The following is a 19,883-nucleotide window of genomic DNA, read 5'->3' as shown; positions in this document are numbered from 1 at the left end:
GAGCACATTGAATGAATTCCAAGATCCAAAATCCTAAAACAAAACAGCCAGAAACACCGGCCATGAATGATCGTGATTATCTGAATGATATGCTCGCCACTGAAAAGCATATGACGAATTCATACAGTACCGCTATGCATGAAGCTAGCCACAAAGGATTATACGAAGACATTTCCACTTCTTTTACAGAGTGCTCGCAGGCGCAGCGCCATGTTTATGATCTTATGTTCAAGAAGGGCTGGTACAGTCTGGAAAAGGCAGAAGCCAAATCTCTATCACAATCCCAACAGCAATTTATCGGGTATAAAATGCAATTTCCATTTAGCGCGGAACCACAATAAGCGGAAGAAGCCTAACCCTATTAGGATAGACGAACTAGCTGCAGCATAAAAGAATGGTGAATACGGCCTCCTGGCTACACAAAGGATAGATGAGCTGCAGCATAATGCTCTCTATCCTTTTCTGAGTATAAATCCCCTTCTCTTAAGCCGCTTCCAATAATCTGTCCCCTGAAAAGCTATGAAGCTGCCTATATACACTTCAATGTCGGCATAATCTCGGACACAACAAAGAGAATTAGAACGTTATTGCTAGTCATTTTAACTCCTTTGTGGTTGGAAAGCCCTGCGAATGGGTACGTATGGCTCGGTTTTAAAGACAAAAAAGCACACCACTTTCTGCAAGTGATGTGCAGTCTTATGTGTATTAGGAAAAGAAACCTTTTTATCTTTCCCTATGCAAATTGCTATTTTTCAGTCGAGAACATGTAGTTCTTATAGTGATAGCCGATACTGAAAATAATTCCCATGCCAAGCATATTTCCGAGAAGCGAGCTTCCCCCGTAACTGATGAACGGCAGCGGAATCCCGGTAATCGGCAATAGCCCGATTGTCATTCCGACATTTTGGAATACATGGAATGTAATCATAGAGATGATCCCTACACAAATATACGTATAAAAATGGTTTTTCGTATTCATGGCTATCTTAATTATATGGTAGATCAACAGGAAGAAGAGACTGACAACAATGCTCGTTCCAACAAATCCGAATTCTTCCCCTATGACTGAAAAGATAAAGTCTGTCTGGCTCTCCGGCAAATATACTTCCCGATTGCCTAAACCTTTACCTGTTGTCTCCCCAGAGCCGATTGCTAATAAAGAACGGGTCAAATGGTAACCAGAGGAGCTTTCATTATTGTAGGGGTCGATCCATGAGTAAATACGGCCGAATTGATATTGCTTAACGCCAAGATATTTCTCCAATATGTCAGGAGCCCATATAACTAGCGCAAGAACGGTCGTAGCAATGGCAATCCCCCCGCCAAAAATTGGGACTAAGATTTTCCACGAAATACCCGATACAAAAATAACGCCGACCATAATAGATAGAAATACCAGCCCTGTACCGAGGTCAGGCTGCAGCATAACTAGAAATAGCGGAACAGCAGTTACAATTCCGATTTTAATCAACAGCCAAAAATCAGATTTCACTGTTTTAACCACATTTTTGGCATGATGTGAAGTCACTACCTGGGCGAGTGCCACAATTAAAAATATCTTCATAAATTCAGAAGGCTGCAAGGAACCTAAACCAGGGAATTTATACCAACTATGTGCACCATTGATATTCGGCACCAAGCTTTCGGGAGCCACAATCAAACCGGCTAAAGAAACCAAGCCAAATCCATATGCATACCATGAAATTTTCTTTAATTGGTCAGAGTCTAAACGAATGACACCAAAAATGATCAGACCTCCGACTATATACCAAACAATTTGCTTAAGTAAAAAGTTTCCTCCATATTGTCCACTTGATTGCGCACTGTAAATAGCGATGCAGCTACATAGGAAAAGGAGGAATAGGATCAAGAACAAAGTGTAATCTATTCTAGATGAACGTAATTTTACTGGTTGCACATCATATTCCCCTTTATTTCAGAATAAAAAGCATTCTATCAGATGAAATAGAATACCCTTCTCATTATACTGCATCACCAAAAAATCACAACTATGAACACAGAAAAGCCGGTACCGGTGATTCTTTTTCCAAAGAAAAAGAATCAGGAATGCGGCAGAAATAAGACGATCCTTACAGGAAGCTGCTCTTTGCTTCCGAAAAGGAGTGGCTTATTTCCGAGCATGCCAGGTACAAGGCTGGACAACCAGAAAAGCGAAGAGCGCCTGCTTAGCCCCGTCAAGCTTAAGGCGAGGCACCGAAAAAGGCTGCTCTTCGCCTTTGTTAGTGCCTTGACTTAAGACCTCGAGGGGCTGGCGATTGCAGCTGGACAACTAGAAAAGCCGGTACCGGTGATTCTTTTTCCTAAGGAAAAGAATCAGGAATGCGGCAGAAATAAGACGATCCTTACAGGAAGCTGCTCTTCGCTTCCGAAAAGGAGTGGCTTATTTCCGAGCATGCCAGGTACAAGGCTGGACAACCAGAAAAGCGAAGAGCGCCTGCTTAGCCCCGACAGGCTGCTGCCTGACAACAACTGAAACGTTCTTCTTGCTTCTTAAAACCGTAACGTACTATATTGAACAGAATAATGTTTATACATACGCCAAAAGGCCTCTTAACCCTCTTTTTATGGGGCTTACTACAGCCACCGGTCAGCCCATTCTTCAATTGACCTTAAGGCTATTCCTAGCTCCCAACCCTTTTTTGTTAAAGAATACTCTGTGCGTACAGGACGTTCTGAGATGACGCGGCGTTCCACTATCTTAAATTCCTCAAGCTCCTTTATTCGTTCGATCAATACTTTTTTGCTTAAATCAGGAATGTATTCATGTATTTCTGTAAACCGTTTCGGCTTATCCATTAATGTATGAATGATCGAACCGACCCATTTCCTTCCTATTATATGGAATGATTGTTCCTTTTTCTTGCATAGACGCTCTGTCTTATCCTCTTCACCCATAGAGCATCTCCCCTTTCAAGAATCTTTTGCCGAAACACATTTATATGGTTTATACAACGTTTAGTGTATTTATCATACCATAATGGACAAGGACCCTAATTGTCCATATTCGGTCTGTTATTATACTGGCGTTAAAGATACAAAAAAGGAGCTACTCCTGTGAAGGATTAACTCCAGTATTACGTTCCTATTATAATGCCCTGATTGTTTGTTCTTACCATAATCGTCAGCTGCATTGAATTAATGGTGCATTCTCAATTTCATCAGCATTCATCTCTAGCAATTTTTCAAAAATCTTGATGAGCTCGCTTTGACCTTCCGTTTGTTGTTCACATTCATTCATATATTCCTTGATGTTCTGTTTAAATGCATTCGACTGCATGATCCAATTGCTGATCAAATGTTTAGTGGCAGTACGTTCCGCTTTATTCTTTACAGCGAATAAACTTTCTGTCACAGGCTCCAGTATTTCAATATGGCTCATATCCGGTTGGAAAGAGATCCAAAAATAATTCATTTGCATTTCATAATCGTGGGGTTCATTCGGATCTTTTCTTTCGCGCAATAAATAGTACTCGATACCGAATTTGACACGGTAAGAATCAAACTGGCCATCTGGCACTCGAACATCCACGATTTTCACATTTTCAAGTTTATCTATATAAGTTTCAAGCCCATATGCTGTCGGTATTACTTTCGCATCCATCATCATAGTGTTTCCCTCTTTTCAATATTGATTATAAGCAGGCATCCAAACCATATCGGAAGGATGCCTACTTTCTTATTTATGACTGTTTTGATAGTGATTGTGTTTTTTAGAAAAACCAGGATAGATTAAAGTCGCTTCATCAATGCTTCTTTTTGTTCCTCATATCCGGGTTTGCCCAATAAAGCAAACATATTCTTTTTGTAAGCCTCTACGCCAGGTTGGTCAAAAGGATTGACACCCATTAGCAGGCCGCTTATGCCACATGCTTTTTCGAAGAAATAGACCATCTCGCCAAATGTATATTCGGTAAGCTCGTCCAATTCTACGACGATGTTCGGAACATTCCCATCTACATGCGCAAGGACGGTTCCTTGGAAGGCCTTCTTATTGATTTCATCCATTGTTTTGCCTGATAGGAAGTTCAAGCCGTCCAAATTCGCTTTGTCCTCTTTAACCGTCACTTCCACTTTTGGCTTTTGGACTTGAAGGACAGTTTCAATTAGATCCCGGCGGCCTTCCTGCACATATTGGCCCATAGAATGTAAATCTGTGGAGAAGTCGACAGATGCCGGGAATAATCCTTTTTGATCTTTCCCTTCACTTTCCCCGAATAACTGTTTCCACCATTCAGATACATAATGTAGAGATGGTTCATAGTTGACCAACAATTCGATTGTTTTACCCTTGCGGTACAAAGCATTGCGGACAGCCGCATATTGATAGCTCTCATTTGTTTTCAAGCTTGGATCATTATATTTGGCTGCTGCCGCTGCTGCACCTTTCATCATTTCGTCAATATTCAATCCTGCTACCGCAATCGGCAATAGACCAACAGCTGTTAAGACCGAATATCTTCCTCCCACATCATCAGGGATGACAAATGTTTCATAGCCTTCTTCATCCGCAAGCTGCTTCAAAGCACCTTTTTCCTTGTCGGTTGTAGCGTAAATGCGTTTTCTCGCTTCTTCTTTTCCATATTTATTTTCCATATATTCGCGGAAGATACGGAATGCAAGTGCAGGTTCAGTTGTTGTCCCTGATTTAGAAATGACATTGACCGAAATATCTTTTCCCTCTAAGACTTCCATCAAATGTGTCATATAGGTTGAACTGATGTTCTGCCCGGCAAAATAGATTTCTGTTTCTCCGTCGATTTGATTGCGGAATGAATGGGACAGGGCTTCGATGGCTGCCCGTGCACCCAAGTAAGATCCACCTATACCGATGACAACCAATGCATCTGAGGATTGTCTGATCCGTTCAGAGGCTTTTTTGATGCGTTCGAATTCTGCTTTATCATATTGAGTCGGAAGATCGACCCAGCCATGAAAATCAGCTCCAGGGCCTTTGTGTTCATGAAGCATTGTGTGTGCTGCTTCTACAAATCCGCTTAGGTTGTCGACTTCTTTTTGGTCCATAAAAGACAAAACATTTGAATAATTCAGTGAAATTGACATATCTATATTCCTCCTATTGCATGTATTCTCGTTGATTAGTTAAAAAAGTTGCTATGTTCTGAATCATCGACTCAGAACATAGCATGCACCATTTATTATTTAACAGCGTTTTTCCAGTCAGCTGCGAATTTTTCAATACCTTGATCTGTCAATGGATGTTTCGTTAATTGGTCAATTACTTTAAATGGAACCGTAGCAATATGTGCGCCAGCCATTGCCACACGAGTTACGTGGTCCGGATGTCTGACAGATGCAGCGATGATTTGTGCATCCAAATTGTGGATACGGAATAATTCAGCAATTTTAGAAACCAATAACACGCCATCTTCGGAAATATCATCTAGGCGGCCCAAGAATGGAGATACGTAACTTGCACCTGCACGCGCAGCCAATAGAGCCTGGTTTACAGTGAAGATAAGAGTCACATTTACTTTAACGCCTTTTTTTGAAAGGTAGCGTGTTGTTTCCAAACCAGCCGCATTCATAGGCACTTTAATTGTTACTTTAGAATCCCCGCCATTAATTTTGATCAATTCATCTGCTTCAGCCATCATTTGTTCTGCAGATACAGCATCTGGTGTAACTTCAGCAGATACAGATTCAACCTCAGGAACAGCTTTCAGGATTTCTTCGATGCGGTCTTCAAATTTTACGCCTTCCTTGGCAACAAGCGACGGGTTAGTTGTAACACCGCTTAATACGCCCATTTTGTACGCTTTTTTAATATCATCCATGTTTGCAGTATCAATAAAGAATTTCATGTGTAACTACCTCCATTTTTTTAATCATTTATTTAGTTTCGATAGCATGTCCGCCGAATTCATTGCGAAGCGCCGCAACGACTTTTCCGGTGAATGTATCGTCCTCAAGAGAACGATAACGCATTAAGAGCGACATGGCAATAACCGGTGTGGCTGCCTGTAGATCCAAAGCTGACTCAAGCGTCCATTTTCCTTCGCCTGAAGAATGCATGACACCTTTGATTGCATCGAGCTTGGCATCCTTGGAGAACGCGTTCTCGGTTAGTTCCATCAACCATGAACGGATAACGGAGCCATTGTTCCAAACACGTGCCACTTTTTCGAAATCGTAGTCAAATTGACTTTTTTCCAACAATTCGAAGCCTTCTCCGATAGCAGCCATCATTCCATATTCAACCCCATTGTGGACCATTTTCAAATAATGTCCGCTTCCTGCAGGGCCTGCATATAAATAACCGTTTTCGACTGCTGTATCGGCAAATGCCTGTTCAACCACTTCCCACGCTTCAGGATCTCCCCCGATCATGTAGCAAGCACCGTTACGTGCGCCGCTCATGCCGCCTGAAGTACCCGCATCCATAAAGTAAATGCCTTTGGATTTCATTTGTTCATGACGGCGGATAGATTCTTTATAATGGGAATTCCCCGCTTCTATGACAATATCGCCTTCATTCAAATAAGGAGTCAACTCTTCTAAAACAGAATCTACTACTTGATGTGGTACCATTACCCATAAAACTCGTTGCTTCTCTACTTTTTCAGTCAACTCTTTCAAAGTGGAAGCGCCAGTTGCCCCGTAGCCTTCCATTTCTTTAATGGCATCTTTATTTAAATCGAACGCCACTACTTCATGATTATGATCCAACATATTTTGGCCGAGGTTCATCCCCATTTTCCCAAGGCCGATTAAACCGATTTTCAAACCGATCCCCTCCTATTATATATATGTGTAAATACCCCATTTTTCCGTTAGTCAACCAAATGGCTGGCAGCCCGCCCGTAGGCGGGTTACTTTCTTATCCTTTAACGATGCCTTTGACTGTCTTCACTACATTTCCAGCAGTGAAGCCGAAGTAATCCATGACTTCATTTCCTTTTCCTGATGCACCGAATGTATTAATGGACAAGCTTTTTCCTTCAAAGCCGATATATCGTTCCCAACCAAACGAAACGCCCATTTCAATGCTTACACGTTTACGGTTGGAAGCAGGAAGGACTTTTTCTTTATAATCAGCTGTTTGTTGCTCGAACAATTCCCAGCTTGGCATCGCTACAACACGTACGGACATATTTTCTTTTTCTAATTCAGCCTTTGCCTGTAAAGCCAAAGATACTTCTGAACCTGTCGCAATCAAAATTGCCTCAGGATCCGCATTTGTTTCGGCCATGATATAAGCGCCTTTTTCCAAGTCAGCAATGTTGCCGGCTGTCTTATCAAGCACAGGCAAGTTTTGGCGGGTTAATACTAATGCTACCGGACCATCTTGCTGCTGTAATGCATATGCCCATGCATTGGACGTTTCGTTTGCATCCGATGGGCGAATCACAGTCAAACCAGGGATGGCACGCAATGCTGCCAATTGCTCGATTGGTTCGTGTGTCGGGCCGTCTTCACCGACTGCAATGCTGTCATGTGTAAATACATACGTAACCGGCAATTTTTGCAAAGCTGCCAATCGGATAGAAGGACGCAAGTAATCATTGAACACGAAGAATGTGCTGACAAACGGTTTTACTCCGCCATGCTGGGCCATACCGTTTCCAGCTGCACCCATTGCGTGTTCACGTACACCGAAGTATACATTTTTAGCTGCATAGGAATCGATGGCGAACTTGCCTTCCCCTTTAATATCCGTCATTGTAGAACCCGATAAATCAGCACTGCCTCCGAAAATGGCTGGAACTATTTTGACATAGTGGTTAATGCTATTGCCGCTTGCCACACGAGTCGAGATATCTTTATCAGTTGAGAACGCAAGCAACTCTTTTGCATCTATCAACACTTTGCCTTCAATGGCATTCTCTAATTGCTCGGCCAATTCAGGGTACTGTTCTTTATATGCATGGAATAGCTCTTTCCAGCTGTTTTCCTCTTTGATTCCCTTTTGTTTAAGGTCTTCGAAATGAGCTTTCACTTCTTCAGGGACAAAGAAATCTTCGCCGTAATCCCATCCGTATGCTTTTTTAACTGCCACAGCTTCTTCAGCACCGATAGGAGCACCGTGGGCTTTATTAGTGCCAGCTACTTTTTCGCTGCCGAAACCGATAATTGTCTTTACTTCAATTAATGTAGGCTGTTCCGTATTTTGCTTAGCTTGTTCGATTGCTTCAGAAATGGCTTTGACATCATTTCCGTCCTCGACAAGGATATGTTGCCAATGCGCAGATTCAGCTCTTTTCTTAATATCTTCAGAGAATGATACATTCAATTCTCCGTCCAATGAAATGCTGTTGGAATCGAATAAAGCAATTAGCTTGCCCAATTTCATATGGCCGGCCATGGACATGGCCTCATAAGCGACACCTTCCATTAAATCTCCGTCCCCCACTAATGCATAAGTGTAATGGTCAACTACCGGGAAGTTTTCCTTATTGAACTGGGCAGCCAAATGGGCTTCGGCCATCGCCATGCCGACTGCATTGGAAATGCCTTGTCCAAGTGGGCCAGTTGTGGCGTCTACGCCATCTGTATGTCCAAATTCAGGATGTCCTGGTGTTTTGCTGTTCAGTTGGCGGAAGTTTTTCAAATCGTCAAGCGTGACATTATAGCCGGACAAATGCAGCAAGCTGTATAGCATTGCTGACCCGTGCCCTGCTGAAAGGACGAATCGGTCTCGGTCGAACCATTTGCCATCCTCCGGATTATGCTTGTAATGGTTTGCCCATAAGGCATAGGCCATTGGAGCTGCTCCCATTGGAAGCCCCGGATGCCCTGAATTGGCTTTATTGATTGCATCTATTGATAACGTTCTGATTGCATTTACTGATAAGGTTTCAATTGAGTTGCTCATTCTGTTTCCTCCTTGTAATCGTTGTTGCTTAAGCTTGTAATTTTAATGCAGATGGCTCTTCTTCAGGATCTAGCCACCACGTATAACCGGATTGTTCAAGCAGGTCATATGCTTCTTGGGGGCCATTTGACCCTGCAGCATATTTTCGTAAAGGAACATCGTTTCCTTTAAAAGCGTCCAATATAGGTTGTACCCATTCCCACGCGAGTTCAACCTCTTTCCAATGTGCAAAAAAGGTCGAATCTCCTTTAAGGGCATCAGCGATCAATCGTTCATACGCTTCCGGCACATCTTTTTGGGCAGACATGAAGTTCATCTGGACCGGTTCGATTTTGCCGCCTTTAAGAGGGTTCTTACTATTCAATTGGAATGTCACATTCTCTGTCGGCGACACCTCAATGATCAAGAGGTTCGGTGAAACATGCTGTTTCTGTTTATCGTATAAATCTTTAGTCGAATTTTTAAATTCGATGACGATACGCGTCGCTTTTTCCTGCATTCGTTTTCCTGTTCTGATATAGAATGGGACGCCTCTCCAAAAATCATTATCGATCCATAGTCTTGCAGCCACAAATGTATCATTCATGGAAGAAGCTTCAATGCCTGGCTCATCCACATAAGAAGCAAGTTCTTTGCCATTCAGGCGTCCGGCGGCATATTGCCCTCTCACTACATTTTCTCTTACTTCTCCGCGGGTCATCGGGCGTACCGATTCCATCACTTTCCGTTTTTCTTCACGGATATTTTCTGCGTTGATTGTTTTAGGCAGATGCATCGCTGTCATCATTAAAATTTGAAGCATATGGTTCTGGAACATATCGCGGATGGCCCCTGTATGGTCATAATAGCCAGCGCGCTCTTCCACTCCGACAACTTCACTTGCTGTAATTTGAACATTGGCAATATGCCGGTTATTCCAAAGCGTATGAAGAATTGGGTTGGCGAATTCAAGCGCATCTAAGTTTTGAATCATCGGCTTGCCTAAATAATGGTCAATACGATAGATTTCATCCTCTTCAAATGCGTTGTTTAACTTCTCATTCAATTCACGGGCAGATGCTAGGTCATGGCCAAACGGCTTTTCAATAACGAGCCGTTTCCAGCCTTCCACATTGCCCAAGCCGCTTTTTTTGATTCCTAATGCGATGACATCAAAAAACTCTGGGGCAACGGATAGATAGAACATTCTATTTTCAGGAATGTTCAACTCTTGTTCCCGTTTTTCCACCAAAGCACGCAGTATTTTATAATCTTCCGGACGATTCGCATCAAACCGGCTATATTGGAAGGATGATAAAAAAGCTCCCAATTCCTTTGCGCCAGGTTTTCTTCTTGAAAATTCCACCAACGATTGTTCTACATGTGAGCGGAAATCTTCGTTAGAAAGATCTCCTCTCCCTAATCCTATAATCGAAATCGATTGAGGCATTTTTTTCTCCAAGTATAAATTATATAGAGCCGGAAAGATTTTTCTCTTAGCCAAATCCCCGGTTGCCCCAAATAATACAAAACTCATCGACTCCATTATTCAAACCTCCCTTTGTCCGTACATGATGATTCCCCATCAAACACAGTACCCCTACACTGTGTACACTGAACTTGTTACAGTACAATTATATTTCAAAATATAACAGTTACCCTTCAATATCATGAGCTGAATTCCATGTTAAGGTTACTTAATGTAACCATCGTAAAACGAAATAAATAGAGAGTCAAGTAATATGTGTCGAAATTGTGAATGTGTTAACAAACATTGATTTATTAAGGTTTACAGCGATGCCGTTTTTTCATTTTTAAAAAATTACCCTTTTCTGGCTTCTTACTTCATTTATCGCCTTTGGTTCCGCTTTCATGATTCAACCGTCCGCTACTTCAGATGGGAAAACTATTGTCTCACTAAAAAAATTCATTCTGTATCAATAGATTGCTTACTCTTTTCCAAAATGACGGGAATCCCATTTTGTTGTGTAATTACATAATCGGCCATATCGATAAATAAACCATTTTCCACAACACCTGGTAACGCATTTAAACGGCCGGCAAGACGCGCTGGCTGAATTTCTCCAAAGTGGCAGTCCACTATATAATTGCCGTTATCGGTGATAAACGGTTTTCCATCTAACAGCCGTAGTGTACAGCGCCCACCTATTTCCCGGATGCCTGCTATCGTCTGTTTCCAACCGAAAGGAACCACTTCCACAGGCAAAGGAAATCGCCCCAACGACGTTACGTATTTGGAAGAATCAGCAACAACCAAAAATACATCCGCATGATGTGCAATGATTTTTTCCCTCAGCAAGGCTCCCCCTCCCCCTTTTATTAATTGGAGATCAGTGTCCACTTCATCAGCTCCGTCGATTGCCAAATCGATTTTCTCCAAATCCTCCATCTCCAATAACGGAATGCCAACCCTTTTCGCCAAGGCTTCAGTCGCTTTCGAAGTCGGAACTCCTTGCACAGAAAGTCCTTCTTTTACCATTTCTCCTAGTTTTGCAATTGTATAGAAGACTGTCGATCCAGTTCCCAATCCAAGCACCATGCCATCTTTAATGAACTCTGTTGCTTTCTCTCCGACCAGTTGCTTCTCATTCATCATGGTCACCCCTCCATTTCTCTATTGTTATGGTATACCCGCCTTTCCCTCCTATTCACACTTTATAAAAACGGAAATCGCCTGTTGACCCCCACAATAAGCATAAGCAGAGATTAGCTTAGGACCTATAGAGGCGGCGCTTCCCAACCACAGCAGATATAAAAAGGCTCCCAGTTTTTGCTCTGGAAGCCCCTCCTCATTTAACTATAGAGATAAACGATACATTCATACGGACGCAAAGTTATGACATATTCCTCTTCAGAAACATCATCGTAATTCTGGAATAGAACTTTTCTCTCTCTTCCCTGAAGCTCCTCCGGAACATCAAAAGTGGCTGCTTCCTCAGTAAAATGGCAGACGACAAGCAATTTCTCATTTTGCAATGACCTTGTATACACAAATAAACGCTCATCCTCTTCAAGAAGCAATTTGAAATCGCCATACACAATAATATCGTGCTCTTTTCTTAGCTGTATCAATTCCTTATATGCATAGAAGACGGAATCAGGGTCATTCAACGCTTGTCCAGCATTAATGTCTTCATAATTTGGATTAACGCTAAGCCAAGGCTTATTGCCAGAAAAGCCGGCATTGATAGAACGATTCCATTGGAACGGAGTTCGCGCGTTATCCCTGCCTCTATCATGGATGGCTTTCATCATTTTTTCTTCTTCCCAGCCTTTGCGCCCAACCAGTTCCTGATACGCATTCAGGGTCTCAATATCCCTGTAATCATGGATGCTCTCAAAAGCAACGTTGGTCATACCCAATTCCTCACCTTGATATATATATGGAGTCCCTTGCATCATATGAAGGCAGGCAGCCAGCATTTTGGCACTTTCTACACGATAGCAGCCGTCATTGCCAAAACGGGAAACTGCCCTTGGTTGATCATGGTTGTCCCAATAAAGGCTGTTCCAGCCGTCTTTCTGTAATCCCAATTGCCATTTGGCCAAAATTCTTTTAAGGTCGGAAAGCTTCCAGGCACCATTATTCCATTTCCCATTAGGACCATCGCCAAGCCCCATATGTTCAAATTGGAACACCATATTCAATTCACTTCTATCCTCACCGGTGTAGAGGACTGCATCATCAGGCGAAACACCAGGTGTTTCTCCAACCGTCATTATTGGATATTGGGAAAGCACCTCTCGATTCATTTCCCGGAGATACTCATGCACATTCGGGCCATTCATAAAGTAGGATGACCCATCCCCGTAGACTTTCCCTTCCCTGGCAGGCCCATCCGGATAACGTTGGTCCTTGGATATCAAATTAATGACATCCATTCTGAAACCATCAATCCCTTTATCAAGCCACCATCGCATCATTTTATACACTTCTTGTCTCAGATTCGGATTCTCCCAATTGAGATCAGGTTGTTTTTTGCTGAATAGATGCAAGTAATAATCTTCTGTCTTCTCATTGAATTCCCATGCCGGGCCGCTGAAAAATGATTCCCAGTTGTTAGGGCGGCTGCCGTCCGCAGCAGGCCTCCAAATATAGTAATCTCTTTTTTCCGACTCTTTCGATGAACGGGCTTCCTTGAACCATTCATGCTCATCCGATGTATGGTTCACAACCAAATCCATGACAAGTTTCATGCCGAGGCTATGGATTTTTTCAATCAATGCATCCATGTCTTCCATTGTGCCGAATTCATCCATGATGCTGTAATAATCGCTGATGTCATAGCCATTATCATCATTTGGAGAACCATAGACAGGAGAAAGCCAAATAACGTCAATGCCAAGCTCCTTCAAATAATCCAATTTGGATAAAATGCCTCCCAAATCGCCAATGCCGTCCCCATTGCTATCTTTAAAGCTGCGGGGATATATTTGATAAACCACCGCTTCTTTCCACCATTGTTTTTCCATACCTAAGCACCCCTTTTACGTAAACGTTTACGTTAAAGGAAGAGAGGGAAATACCGCTTTCTCTTCCAGCTGATCATTAGTTTAAGCTTTTACTCTTTTGACCGATTCCCGCTCCACTATCGTATGCGGCATGATGACGCTATTATGGAATCCCTTATCTTCCATCACTTTAAACAATATCTCTACAGCTGTTTTCCCCATATCGATGAGTGGTTGGGATATAGTTGTAAGTGCAGGGATCGTCATTTCGGACACTAGCAGATTATCATACCCCACTACGGATAAATCTTCCGGAACCGAAACGGCATATTTGGCAGCTTCCGAGATCAAACCGGCTGCCAATTCATCACTGCATGCAAAAACAGCTGTTACACCACTTTCCCTCACTCTATTAAAAACCGCTTTCCCTGAGGCAAATCGGAAATCTTCACTGTAAATCAACCATTCCGGCCGAAACGCTATTTCATTTGCCTGAAGGGCATGTTTGTAGCCTTCTGTCCGCGGAACACCAGCAATCATGTCATTTTCCCCGCCATTCACGAGCGCGATCTTCCTATGTCCCTGTTGGATTAAATAATCGGTTGCCGCATATGCCGCCATCCGATCATCCACCTTGACATAAGGTGTGCCATTAAAAGATATGGTTGACACCAAAACAACAGGCACCCCAGCTTTTTGGAGGAATTCTTCATATAGCGGCTTAAACGGATCACTGACAAATAAAATGCCTTCCACTCTCTTCTCAACCAGTACTTCAAGGTATTTCATTGTTTTTTCCGTCGAGCTGTCCGTGTTGCAGACAATGGCACTCCATCCTGCAGCGTGCACGGATTCTTCTATTCCTTGAAGGACTTCTGCAGAAAACATAGACGACACAGAGGGAAAAACCACTCCAATCGTATTCGTTTTCTTTTTGACCAACCCTCGGGCAACCGCATTGGGCCGGTACCCCAAATCCTCTATAGCTTGCATGACCTTTTGCTTGGTGGCAGGCTTATACCCGGCAAGGCCATTCAATATCCTGGAAACAGTGGCAGTGGAAACACCTGCTTTTTTTGCCACATCTTTAATGGTTGCGTTCATTATTTATCTTCCTTTTACGTAAACGTTTACATATTTATTTATATTTATTATAATAACGCTCATATACAGTGTCAATTTTTACTCTATCCTACATAAGACAGGAGCATGAATAATGAAACCTGAAAAAGAGAAAATGATTGCAGGGGAAATGTATGCCCCCAATGATCCTCAATTACTTTCAGACCGCGATCGCGCAAGAAAGCTAGTTCGGCTATTTAATAGTTCCACCGAGCAAGAACTCGACCAACGGACCCGATTGCTAAAGGAGCTATTCGGGACAACGGGCGATGGACTTTATATTGAGCCCAGTTTCCGCTGCGATTATGGGTACAATATCCATGTTGGCGACAACTTTTTCGCCAACTTCAATTGTGTCATACTCGATGTTTGTCCAGTGACATTCGGCGACAATTGCATGTTAGGGCCAGGAGTGCATATTTATACCGCCTCCCATCCGCTTAATCCGATTGAACGCTCTTCTGGCTTCGAATTCGGAAAGCCCGTCTCAATCGGCAATCATGTATGGCTTGGCGGCGGCAGCATCATCAATCCAGGTGTCACAATCGGTGACAACGCAGTCATCGCTTCCGGATCAGTCGTAACAAAAGACGTTCCCGCTTCAACTGTAGTCGGAGGCAATCCAGCGCGCGTCATTAAGAAGATATAAAGATATTAAATACAAAGCCTCTTAATTCTATTTTTGAATCAGAGGCTTTTCTTCATTTATCAAGTTTAATTAACATTGACACAATCAGAAATAGGAATTAGATCAAATTCCCATCAAAATCCTGCCTGATTCTATCCAATAATTTCGGCTCATATAACGTGTTCAAAATAAAGAAGCCAATGATACAGGCACCTATTTCAATGACATCTTTTATATGGTCTGTTTTCATTGCCTCAGCAAATTCGTTCGTGTGGAATGGGATATAATGGTCAGATATAGCCAGCATCGGATGGAAGGCTGGGCAGATATGGCTGACATTCCCGATATCTGAACTGGCCGTTATAGAGCCATCATCTTCAGAAAAAGGAATATTCAGCTCTGCCATTACAGCCCGGATTGCATCAATGCCCGGTGCATTTAATTTCATTTCTTTATAATCAGCGCCTGTTTTTTTGAAATCTACTAATGTTTGAGTTGCTATTGCTGCCCCATGGCCACAATTTTTTACAGCTCTTGTTATTGCGTCTAAGCTGGAACTATTTTTACTTCGCAGGCATGTTTTTAAACGGGCTTTTTCTGGCACAACATTTGAAGCCTCCCCACCTTCTGTGATAATACTCGAAACCCTTATGCCCGGTATAAGGTGCTGCCGGAGCATATCCATACCATGCATGGCCAACACAGCACCATTCAATGCATTTCTGCCTTCCCACGGAGAAGCGGTTGCATGGGCTGCTTTACCGGTGAAGGTCATCTCTAATTGCGATAAAGCCATGAATTGCACAGAAGGCAAGGTTACCTTTGAATTCATGTGGATCATGATGACATAACTATAATCTCGAAAGGACCCTTGATTTCCGATATCTATTTTTCTGCCATTCACTTCTTCATCGGGTGTTCCAATCAGCTCAATTGTTCCTTCTATTTGATTGCCCATATTGGCTAATGCCAAGGCTGCAAGTAAACTCACGCTTCCGCTGGCACTGTGTCCGCACGCGTGGCCCATTTCCGGCAGCGCATCATATTCCATTAAAATGCCGACTTTCACATCCGAACTCGGATCTTTTTTAATTTTTGCCTTAAAAGCTGTAGGCAGCCCTGCAAAGTCATGTTCCACATCTATATGATGATTTTCCAATATACTAATTATTTCCTTTACGGCATTATACTCCATTCCGGATACCTCAGGGTGATCTGCCAGATGAGCATTCAATGCAAAAGCCTCTTCTCTCACTTTTAGTATCTCTGTTAAAAACTGTTCCTTTAAATCTCTTAACATAGTATCTTCTCCTTCTGATACGATACTGGAATCCCCACGATGCCTCTATTATCTTCAAGTTCACTAACCATTTTTGAACGTTCGTCTTCGTCTCAATTATATTGATATAACTATAAAGAAATATTCCAAAAAGGAATATAGAATATCAATAATTGGACCAGCAAGGTAAAGCGGCAGTGTCTATAGACATTTATATATATCCGTCTACTTGTTCTTCCAGCCAATCATAGAATAAGAAGTGTCGGGATTTACTTAATCCCCGCTAATACTAGTTTTTTCTCAAAACACCTGCACTCATGGACTCTTCTGAACTGTTTCTTGATTGTTTCCTTCTCTGCTCCTATATAATGCGCAAATGCCGAAATAGGAAACAGTTGCGGCAACCGGCTCTCAACAGCTTCCTTTAGTTCTTTTTCACTGTCCATGAACACATGCAAATAGGAATCCACTTTCAGGAACCCTTTATTTTCATACCATTCATTCACCCATTTGTCGTCCCTTGTCCAGGCCTCAAAGAATGCTGTTGTTCCGATTGAATGATCTGATTATGGATTAGTTCTTCAATAATTTCCTGGATATCCATCGCGCTTCTATTTCCTTTCTTATAATGTTCCTGCCTGAATAGCTCTTCAAAAAACATCTGAAACTGAATCCGATTTATAAAATGACACCTGCAAATTCCCCTTTTAAAACTTCTTTTCCAATTTGATTTCCACAAGAAAACGAAGCAATGATAGCTGTTCTATTATTTTCTTGCCTCTCATATTTTTCAATTCTAACATGGCATACGATTGTATCTCCCGTAAACACAGGCCTTAAGAACTCGAAATTCATCGTACGGGCAAGTACGTTATGGTCTCCGCCTACCTTTGTTGGCAGAGTTGCCGTTAATAAGCCCTGAATCACAAGTCTTCCCTGTTCATCCGGGGTTGTATGGTGGATTCCTTCATCACCTGATATTTCTATAAATAGTTCAACATCCCTTTGTGTAAAAGTCCGTTCAAATGTAATGATATCTCCTGCTTTTAATGGCATCTGCATTTCCTCCTGGAAAATATAATCAGAATATTATAACAATAAATAGCAGTTCTAACCAAGCATTTCTAATAGATTTCTGTAAAAAAACTGCAGGCTTTTCCTTACAAGCCCGCAGTTTTTAAGGCAGACCAATCATTTCCTCCCGTGTTGCTGGACAAACATATCATATAATTCCTGCTTGATTGGCTGCATTAATGTACACTTCCTAGTCACTAAGTAAACAGGGATCTCCGCATCGAGCGTTTCCAGTACAACGACTGAACCATCTTCAATCGCATCCTTATACCTTGCTGTTCCTACAATTCCCAACGTGTCATAATTCATGACGCTTTCATAAATGACCTCCGGGCTGTTGCATTCTACAATATGCGGATGGTCCAATTCACGCTGGAAGAAATTATAATTCAGCTTATGGAACTGGTGCACCATAATCGGATATCGTTCAAGGATCGTTTCGGGGTGGGCGTCCCTTTCGTAGCAATCCTTAGACATTAGAATCACTACGTCTTCATTGTCTAAAAAACACATTTCAAATTCGTCAGGTATGAAGTAATCCGCCACAACTGCAAAATCCACCTGCCCTTCACGCAGTTTCCGATATACTTCTTCCATATCGCCCCCCAGAATTTCAATTCGAATATCTGCATGATGGTCAAAAAGCTTCCTTAAGAATGGCATAAAATAGTGAAAGCAATAGTACTCCAAGCCCGCCACCCGAATCCTTCTTTCCTGATGGGTTTCAGCCCGTACTTCATTGCAGACAAGATCGTATTCCTTCAATAGTTTCTTGGCATAGGAATAGAGGCACTCGCCTGCAGGAGTTAAATGGCTTTTGTTGCCTTCAAATAACTTGACATGGAGCTCTTTCTCCAAAGCTTGAATATGTTTTGTGATTGAAGATTGAGAATAATTAAGATATAAAGCTGCTTTAATAATTCCCTTTTTCTCTGCAAGAACTACAAATGTTTTTAAATGTTTTAGGTCCATACCGATGTCTCCCTGGATGAATAGTAGTCTTTTATAAAGGATAACCCTCTCTATTAAACATACAATAGAACAAAATACCTCTATTATGCTATCTAAACATAATAAAAAATTAGAACAAAACATGACTCTTTCAAAAATACTTGTTGAAAATCAAATTCTCTCTACTTTTTTAAAATTGTAAAATATCTTTTTTCCGATTAGGAAAAAAAATTGCACGATTGAGAAAAGCACATTCTCCTAACCGGATTATACTTTAAGTATAAATTAACCACTGGTTATTTTGGAGGGATTAACGTGAAAAACATCACAGAGTTAAAGCAATTATTTGAAGATGCCTTATTAAGAAATCATGACATTGCCCATGCACTCAATTATGATCTTGCCGAACATCCCGAAGTGTCCGGAGAGGAATTCGAGTCCTGTAAAAAATACGTAAACATCTGCCGTGATAAAGGAATGGATGTCGAAGAGAATTTCTGCGGACTTCCAACTTCCTTCCGTGCCAAAGCTGTCTGCAAAGAACAGCCGAGAGCAAGAATGGCTGTCCTGGCTGAATATGACGCTCTTCCGAATCTTGGCCATGGATGCGGGCATAGTGCCAGCGGAAGCTTAAGTCTATTGACTGTCCTTGCACTTCAGGATATGGCTGATGAACTCGATATGGACATCGACTTAATAGGAACACCGGATGAAGAACTTCATGGGGAAAAAGCCTTAATGGCCAATAAAGGAATATTTAAAGAGTATGACTTTGCTATGATGATCCATATGAATTCAAATGCAACATTCCCTTCCTTGCGATTCCTGGCGTTATCTGGATTCCGGGTGAAATTCCATGGCGCCACAGCACATGCTTCCGCCTCCCCTTGGGAAGGAAAAAATGCATTGAACGCAGCACAATTAACATTGCAAGCAGTTGATATGTTAAGACAGCATGTACTGCCGGACACAAGAATGTCTTACTTTATTGTCAACGGCGGCGAAGCTTCCAATATCATTCCTGATTTTGCAGAGATTGAGCTTCTTCTTCGCCACAGTAAACGTGAATATTTGGACACAGTGATCGATAAAGTGAAGAATTGCATAAAAGGGGCTTGCACAGCTACCGGAACTACTTACGAAATGGAAACACTTGGCTACCATTACAGCGATATGCTCCTAAATGAACCGGGTATCAATGTGATCCGTTCAGCCATGAAGGAATTGAACGTGCCATTTATGGAGGATGATGGATCTATGATGGGCAGCTCCGACATCGGCAATGTCAGCTATGAATGTCCGGCATTCCACCCGATGCTTGCCACATCCGACCAGTATTTTGCTTTACATACACAGGAAATGGTTGATGTCATGAAGAGTGAGAAAGCGAAAGAAATCATTGATAGAGGCGCCAGAATTATCGGTTATACCATGCTTAATCTGATGGCAGATCCTGAACTGATGAAGCAAGTAAAAAACGACTTTTTGAATCATACAAAAGTGAATTAACAGGAAAGGATGAG

At 42.1% G+C, this 19,883-nt stretch carries 19 protein-coding genes; 3 read left to right on the top strand and 16 right to left on the bottom strand.

The annotated features are described in order from the left end of the window. Positions 1-11 precede the first annotated feature (11 nt). Positions 12-341: a spore coat protein gene (locus ABC357_RS00960; RefSeq protein WP_412885708.1), complete on the top strand. Its 330-nt coding sequence runs from the start codon at positions 12-14 to the stop codon at positions 339-341. A 404-nt stretch (positions 342-745) separates the two neighbouring features. On the opposite strand, the gene rodA is transcribed toward ABC357_RS00960, so the two are convergent. The 11 genes from rodA to ABC357_RS00905 all read right to left on the bottom strand — a co-directional run bounded on the left by rodA (position 746) and on the right by ABC357_RS00905 (position 14,410). Then, the gene (rodA, locus tag ABC357_RS00955) at positions 746-1,918 is read right to left on the bottom strand and encodes a rod shape-determining protein RodA (RefSeq protein WP_412885707.1); all 1,173 of its coding nucleotides are present in this window, start codon (positions 1,916-1,918) and stop codon (positions 746-748) included. Between the two features lie 677 nt (positions 1,919-2,595). Further along, entirely contained in the window at positions 2,596-2,916 is a 321-nt protein-coding gene (locus ABC357_RS00950) for a winged helix-turn-helix transcriptional regulator (RefSeq protein WP_412885706.1), read from the bottom strand. A gap of 226 nt (positions 2,917-3,142) precedes the next feature. Beyond that, on the bottom strand, positions 3,143-3,628 hold the full coding sequence (locus ABC357_RS00945; protein ID WP_412885705.1) for a hypothetical protein: 486 nt from the start codon (positions 3,626-3,628) through the stop codon (positions 3,143-3,145). Between the two features lie 122 nt (positions 3,629-3,750). Beyond that, positions 3,751-5,082 carry a glucose-6-phosphate isomerase gene (locus ABC357_RS00940; protein ID WP_412885704.1) on the bottom strand — a complete coding sequence of 444 codons (1,332 nt, stop codon included), beginning with the start codon at positions 5,080-5,082 and terminating at the stop codon, positions 3,751-3,753. Between the two features lie 95 nt (positions 5,083-5,177). Continuing rightward, the gene (gene fsa, locus ABC357_RS00935; RefSeq protein ID WP_412885703.1) at positions 5,178-5,843 is read right to left on the bottom strand and encodes a fructose-6-phosphate aldolase; all 666 of its coding nucleotides are present in this window, start codon (positions 5,841-5,843) and stop codon (positions 5,178-5,180) included. Between the two features lie 28 nt (positions 5,844-5,871). Next, positions 5,872-6,765, bottom strand: a complete 894-nt coding sequence (gene gnd, locus ABC357_RS00930; RefSeq protein WP_412885702.1) for a phosphogluconate dehydrogenase (NAD(+)-dependent, decarboxylating) — start codon at positions 6,763-6,765, stop codon at positions 5,872-5,874. A 94-nt stretch (positions 6,766-6,859) separates the two neighbouring features. After that, the gene (gene tkt, locus ABC357_RS00925; RefSeq protein WP_412885701.1) at positions 6,860-8,854 is read right to left on the bottom strand and encodes a transketolase; all 1,995 of its coding nucleotides are present in this window, start codon (positions 8,852-8,854) and stop codon (positions 6,860-6,862) included. A gap of 28 nt (positions 8,855-8,882) precedes the next feature. Next, on the bottom strand, positions 8,883-10,379 hold the full coding sequence (gene zwf, locus ABC357_RS00920) for a glucose-6-phosphate dehydrogenase (protein ID WP_412885700.1): 1,497 nt from the start codon (positions 10,377-10,379) through the stop codon (positions 8,883-8,885). Between the two features lie 381 nt (positions 10,380-10,760). After that, positions 10,761-11,447, bottom strand: coding sequence for a ribose-5-phosphate isomerase RpiA (rpiA, locus tag ABC357_RS00915; RefSeq protein ID WP_412888547.1), 687 nt, complete (start codon positions 11,445-11,447; stop codon positions 10,761-10,763). 200 nt (positions 11,448-11,647) lie between these two features. Next, positions 11,648-13,327: a glycoside hydrolase family 13 protein gene (locus tag ABC357_RS00910; protein WP_412885699.1), complete on the bottom strand. Its 1,680-nt coding sequence runs from the start codon at positions 13,325-13,327 to the stop codon at positions 11,648-11,650. An 81-nt stretch (positions 13,328-13,408) separates the two neighbouring features. Further along, positions 13,409-14,410: a LacI family DNA-binding transcriptional regulator gene (locus ABC357_RS00905; protein WP_412885698.1), complete on the bottom strand. Its 1,002-nt coding sequence runs from the start codon at positions 14,408-14,410 to the stop codon at positions 13,409-13,411. Between the two features lie 109 nt (positions 14,411-14,519). Between ABC357_RS00905 and ABC357_RS00900 the strand changes: the two genes are divergently transcribed. Continuing rightward, positions 14,520-15,077: a maltose acetyltransferase domain-containing protein gene (locus ABC357_RS00900; protein WP_412888546.1), complete on the top strand. Its 558-nt coding sequence runs from the start codon at positions 14,520-14,522 to the stop codon at positions 15,075-15,077. A 97-nt stretch (positions 15,078-15,174) separates the two neighbouring features. Here ABC357_RS00900 and ABC357_RS00895 read toward each other — a convergent pair whose 3' ends face one another. The 5 genes from ABC357_RS00895 to ABC357_RS00875 form a co-directional block, all read right to left on the bottom strand. Next, positions 15,175-16,356, bottom strand: a complete 1,182-nt coding sequence (locus ABC357_RS00895; RefSeq protein WP_412885697.1) for an amidohydrolase — start codon at positions 16,354-16,356, stop codon at positions 15,175-15,177. Positions 16,357-16,604: 248 nt separating this feature from the next. Continuing rightward, complete coding sequence (locus tag ABC357_RS00890) at positions 16,605-16,841, bottom strand: hypothetical protein (protein WP_412885696.1); 237 nt, start codon at positions 16,839-16,841, stop codon at positions 16,605-16,607. Then, on the bottom strand, positions 16,838-16,996 hold the full coding sequence (locus ABC357_RS00885; protein WP_412885695.1) for a hypothetical protein: 159 nt from the start codon (positions 16,994-16,996) through the stop codon (positions 16,838-16,840). The genes ABC357_RS00890 and ABC357_RS00885 overlap by 4 nt, the downstream gene beginning before the upstream one ends. Before the next feature lie 17 nt (positions 16,997-17,013). Continuing rightward, the gene (locus ABC357_RS00880) at positions 17,014-17,391 is read right to left on the bottom strand and encodes a hotdog domain-containing protein (protein WP_412885694.1); all 378 of its coding nucleotides are present in this window, start codon (positions 17,389-17,391) and stop codon (positions 17,014-17,016) included. A gap of 135 nt (positions 17,392-17,526) precedes the next feature. After that, positions 17,527-18,381, bottom strand: a complete 855-nt coding sequence (locus tag ABC357_RS00875) for a LysR family transcriptional regulator (protein ID WP_412885693.1) — start codon at positions 18,379-18,381, stop codon at positions 17,527-17,529. 294 nt (positions 18,382-18,675) lie between these two features. Here ABC357_RS00875 and ABC357_RS00870 point away from each other — a divergent pair, with 294 nt between their 5' ends. Then, the gene (locus tag ABC357_RS00870) at positions 18,676-19,869 is read left to right on the top strand and encodes an amidohydrolase (protein ID WP_412885692.1); all 1,194 of its coding nucleotides are present in this window, start codon (positions 18,676-18,678) and stop codon (positions 19,867-19,869) included. The last annotated feature ends 14 nt before the right edge of the window (positions 19,870-19,883 follow it).

This window comes from Bacillus kalamii (assembly GCF_047238185.1).
In the GTDB taxonomy this organism is placed as follows: domain Bacteria; phylum Bacillota; class Bacilli; order Bacillales; family DSM-1321; genus Bacillus_AD.
Note: the sequence above shows the minus strand (reverse complement) of the source record. Positions and strands in the feature narration are given on the sequence as shown.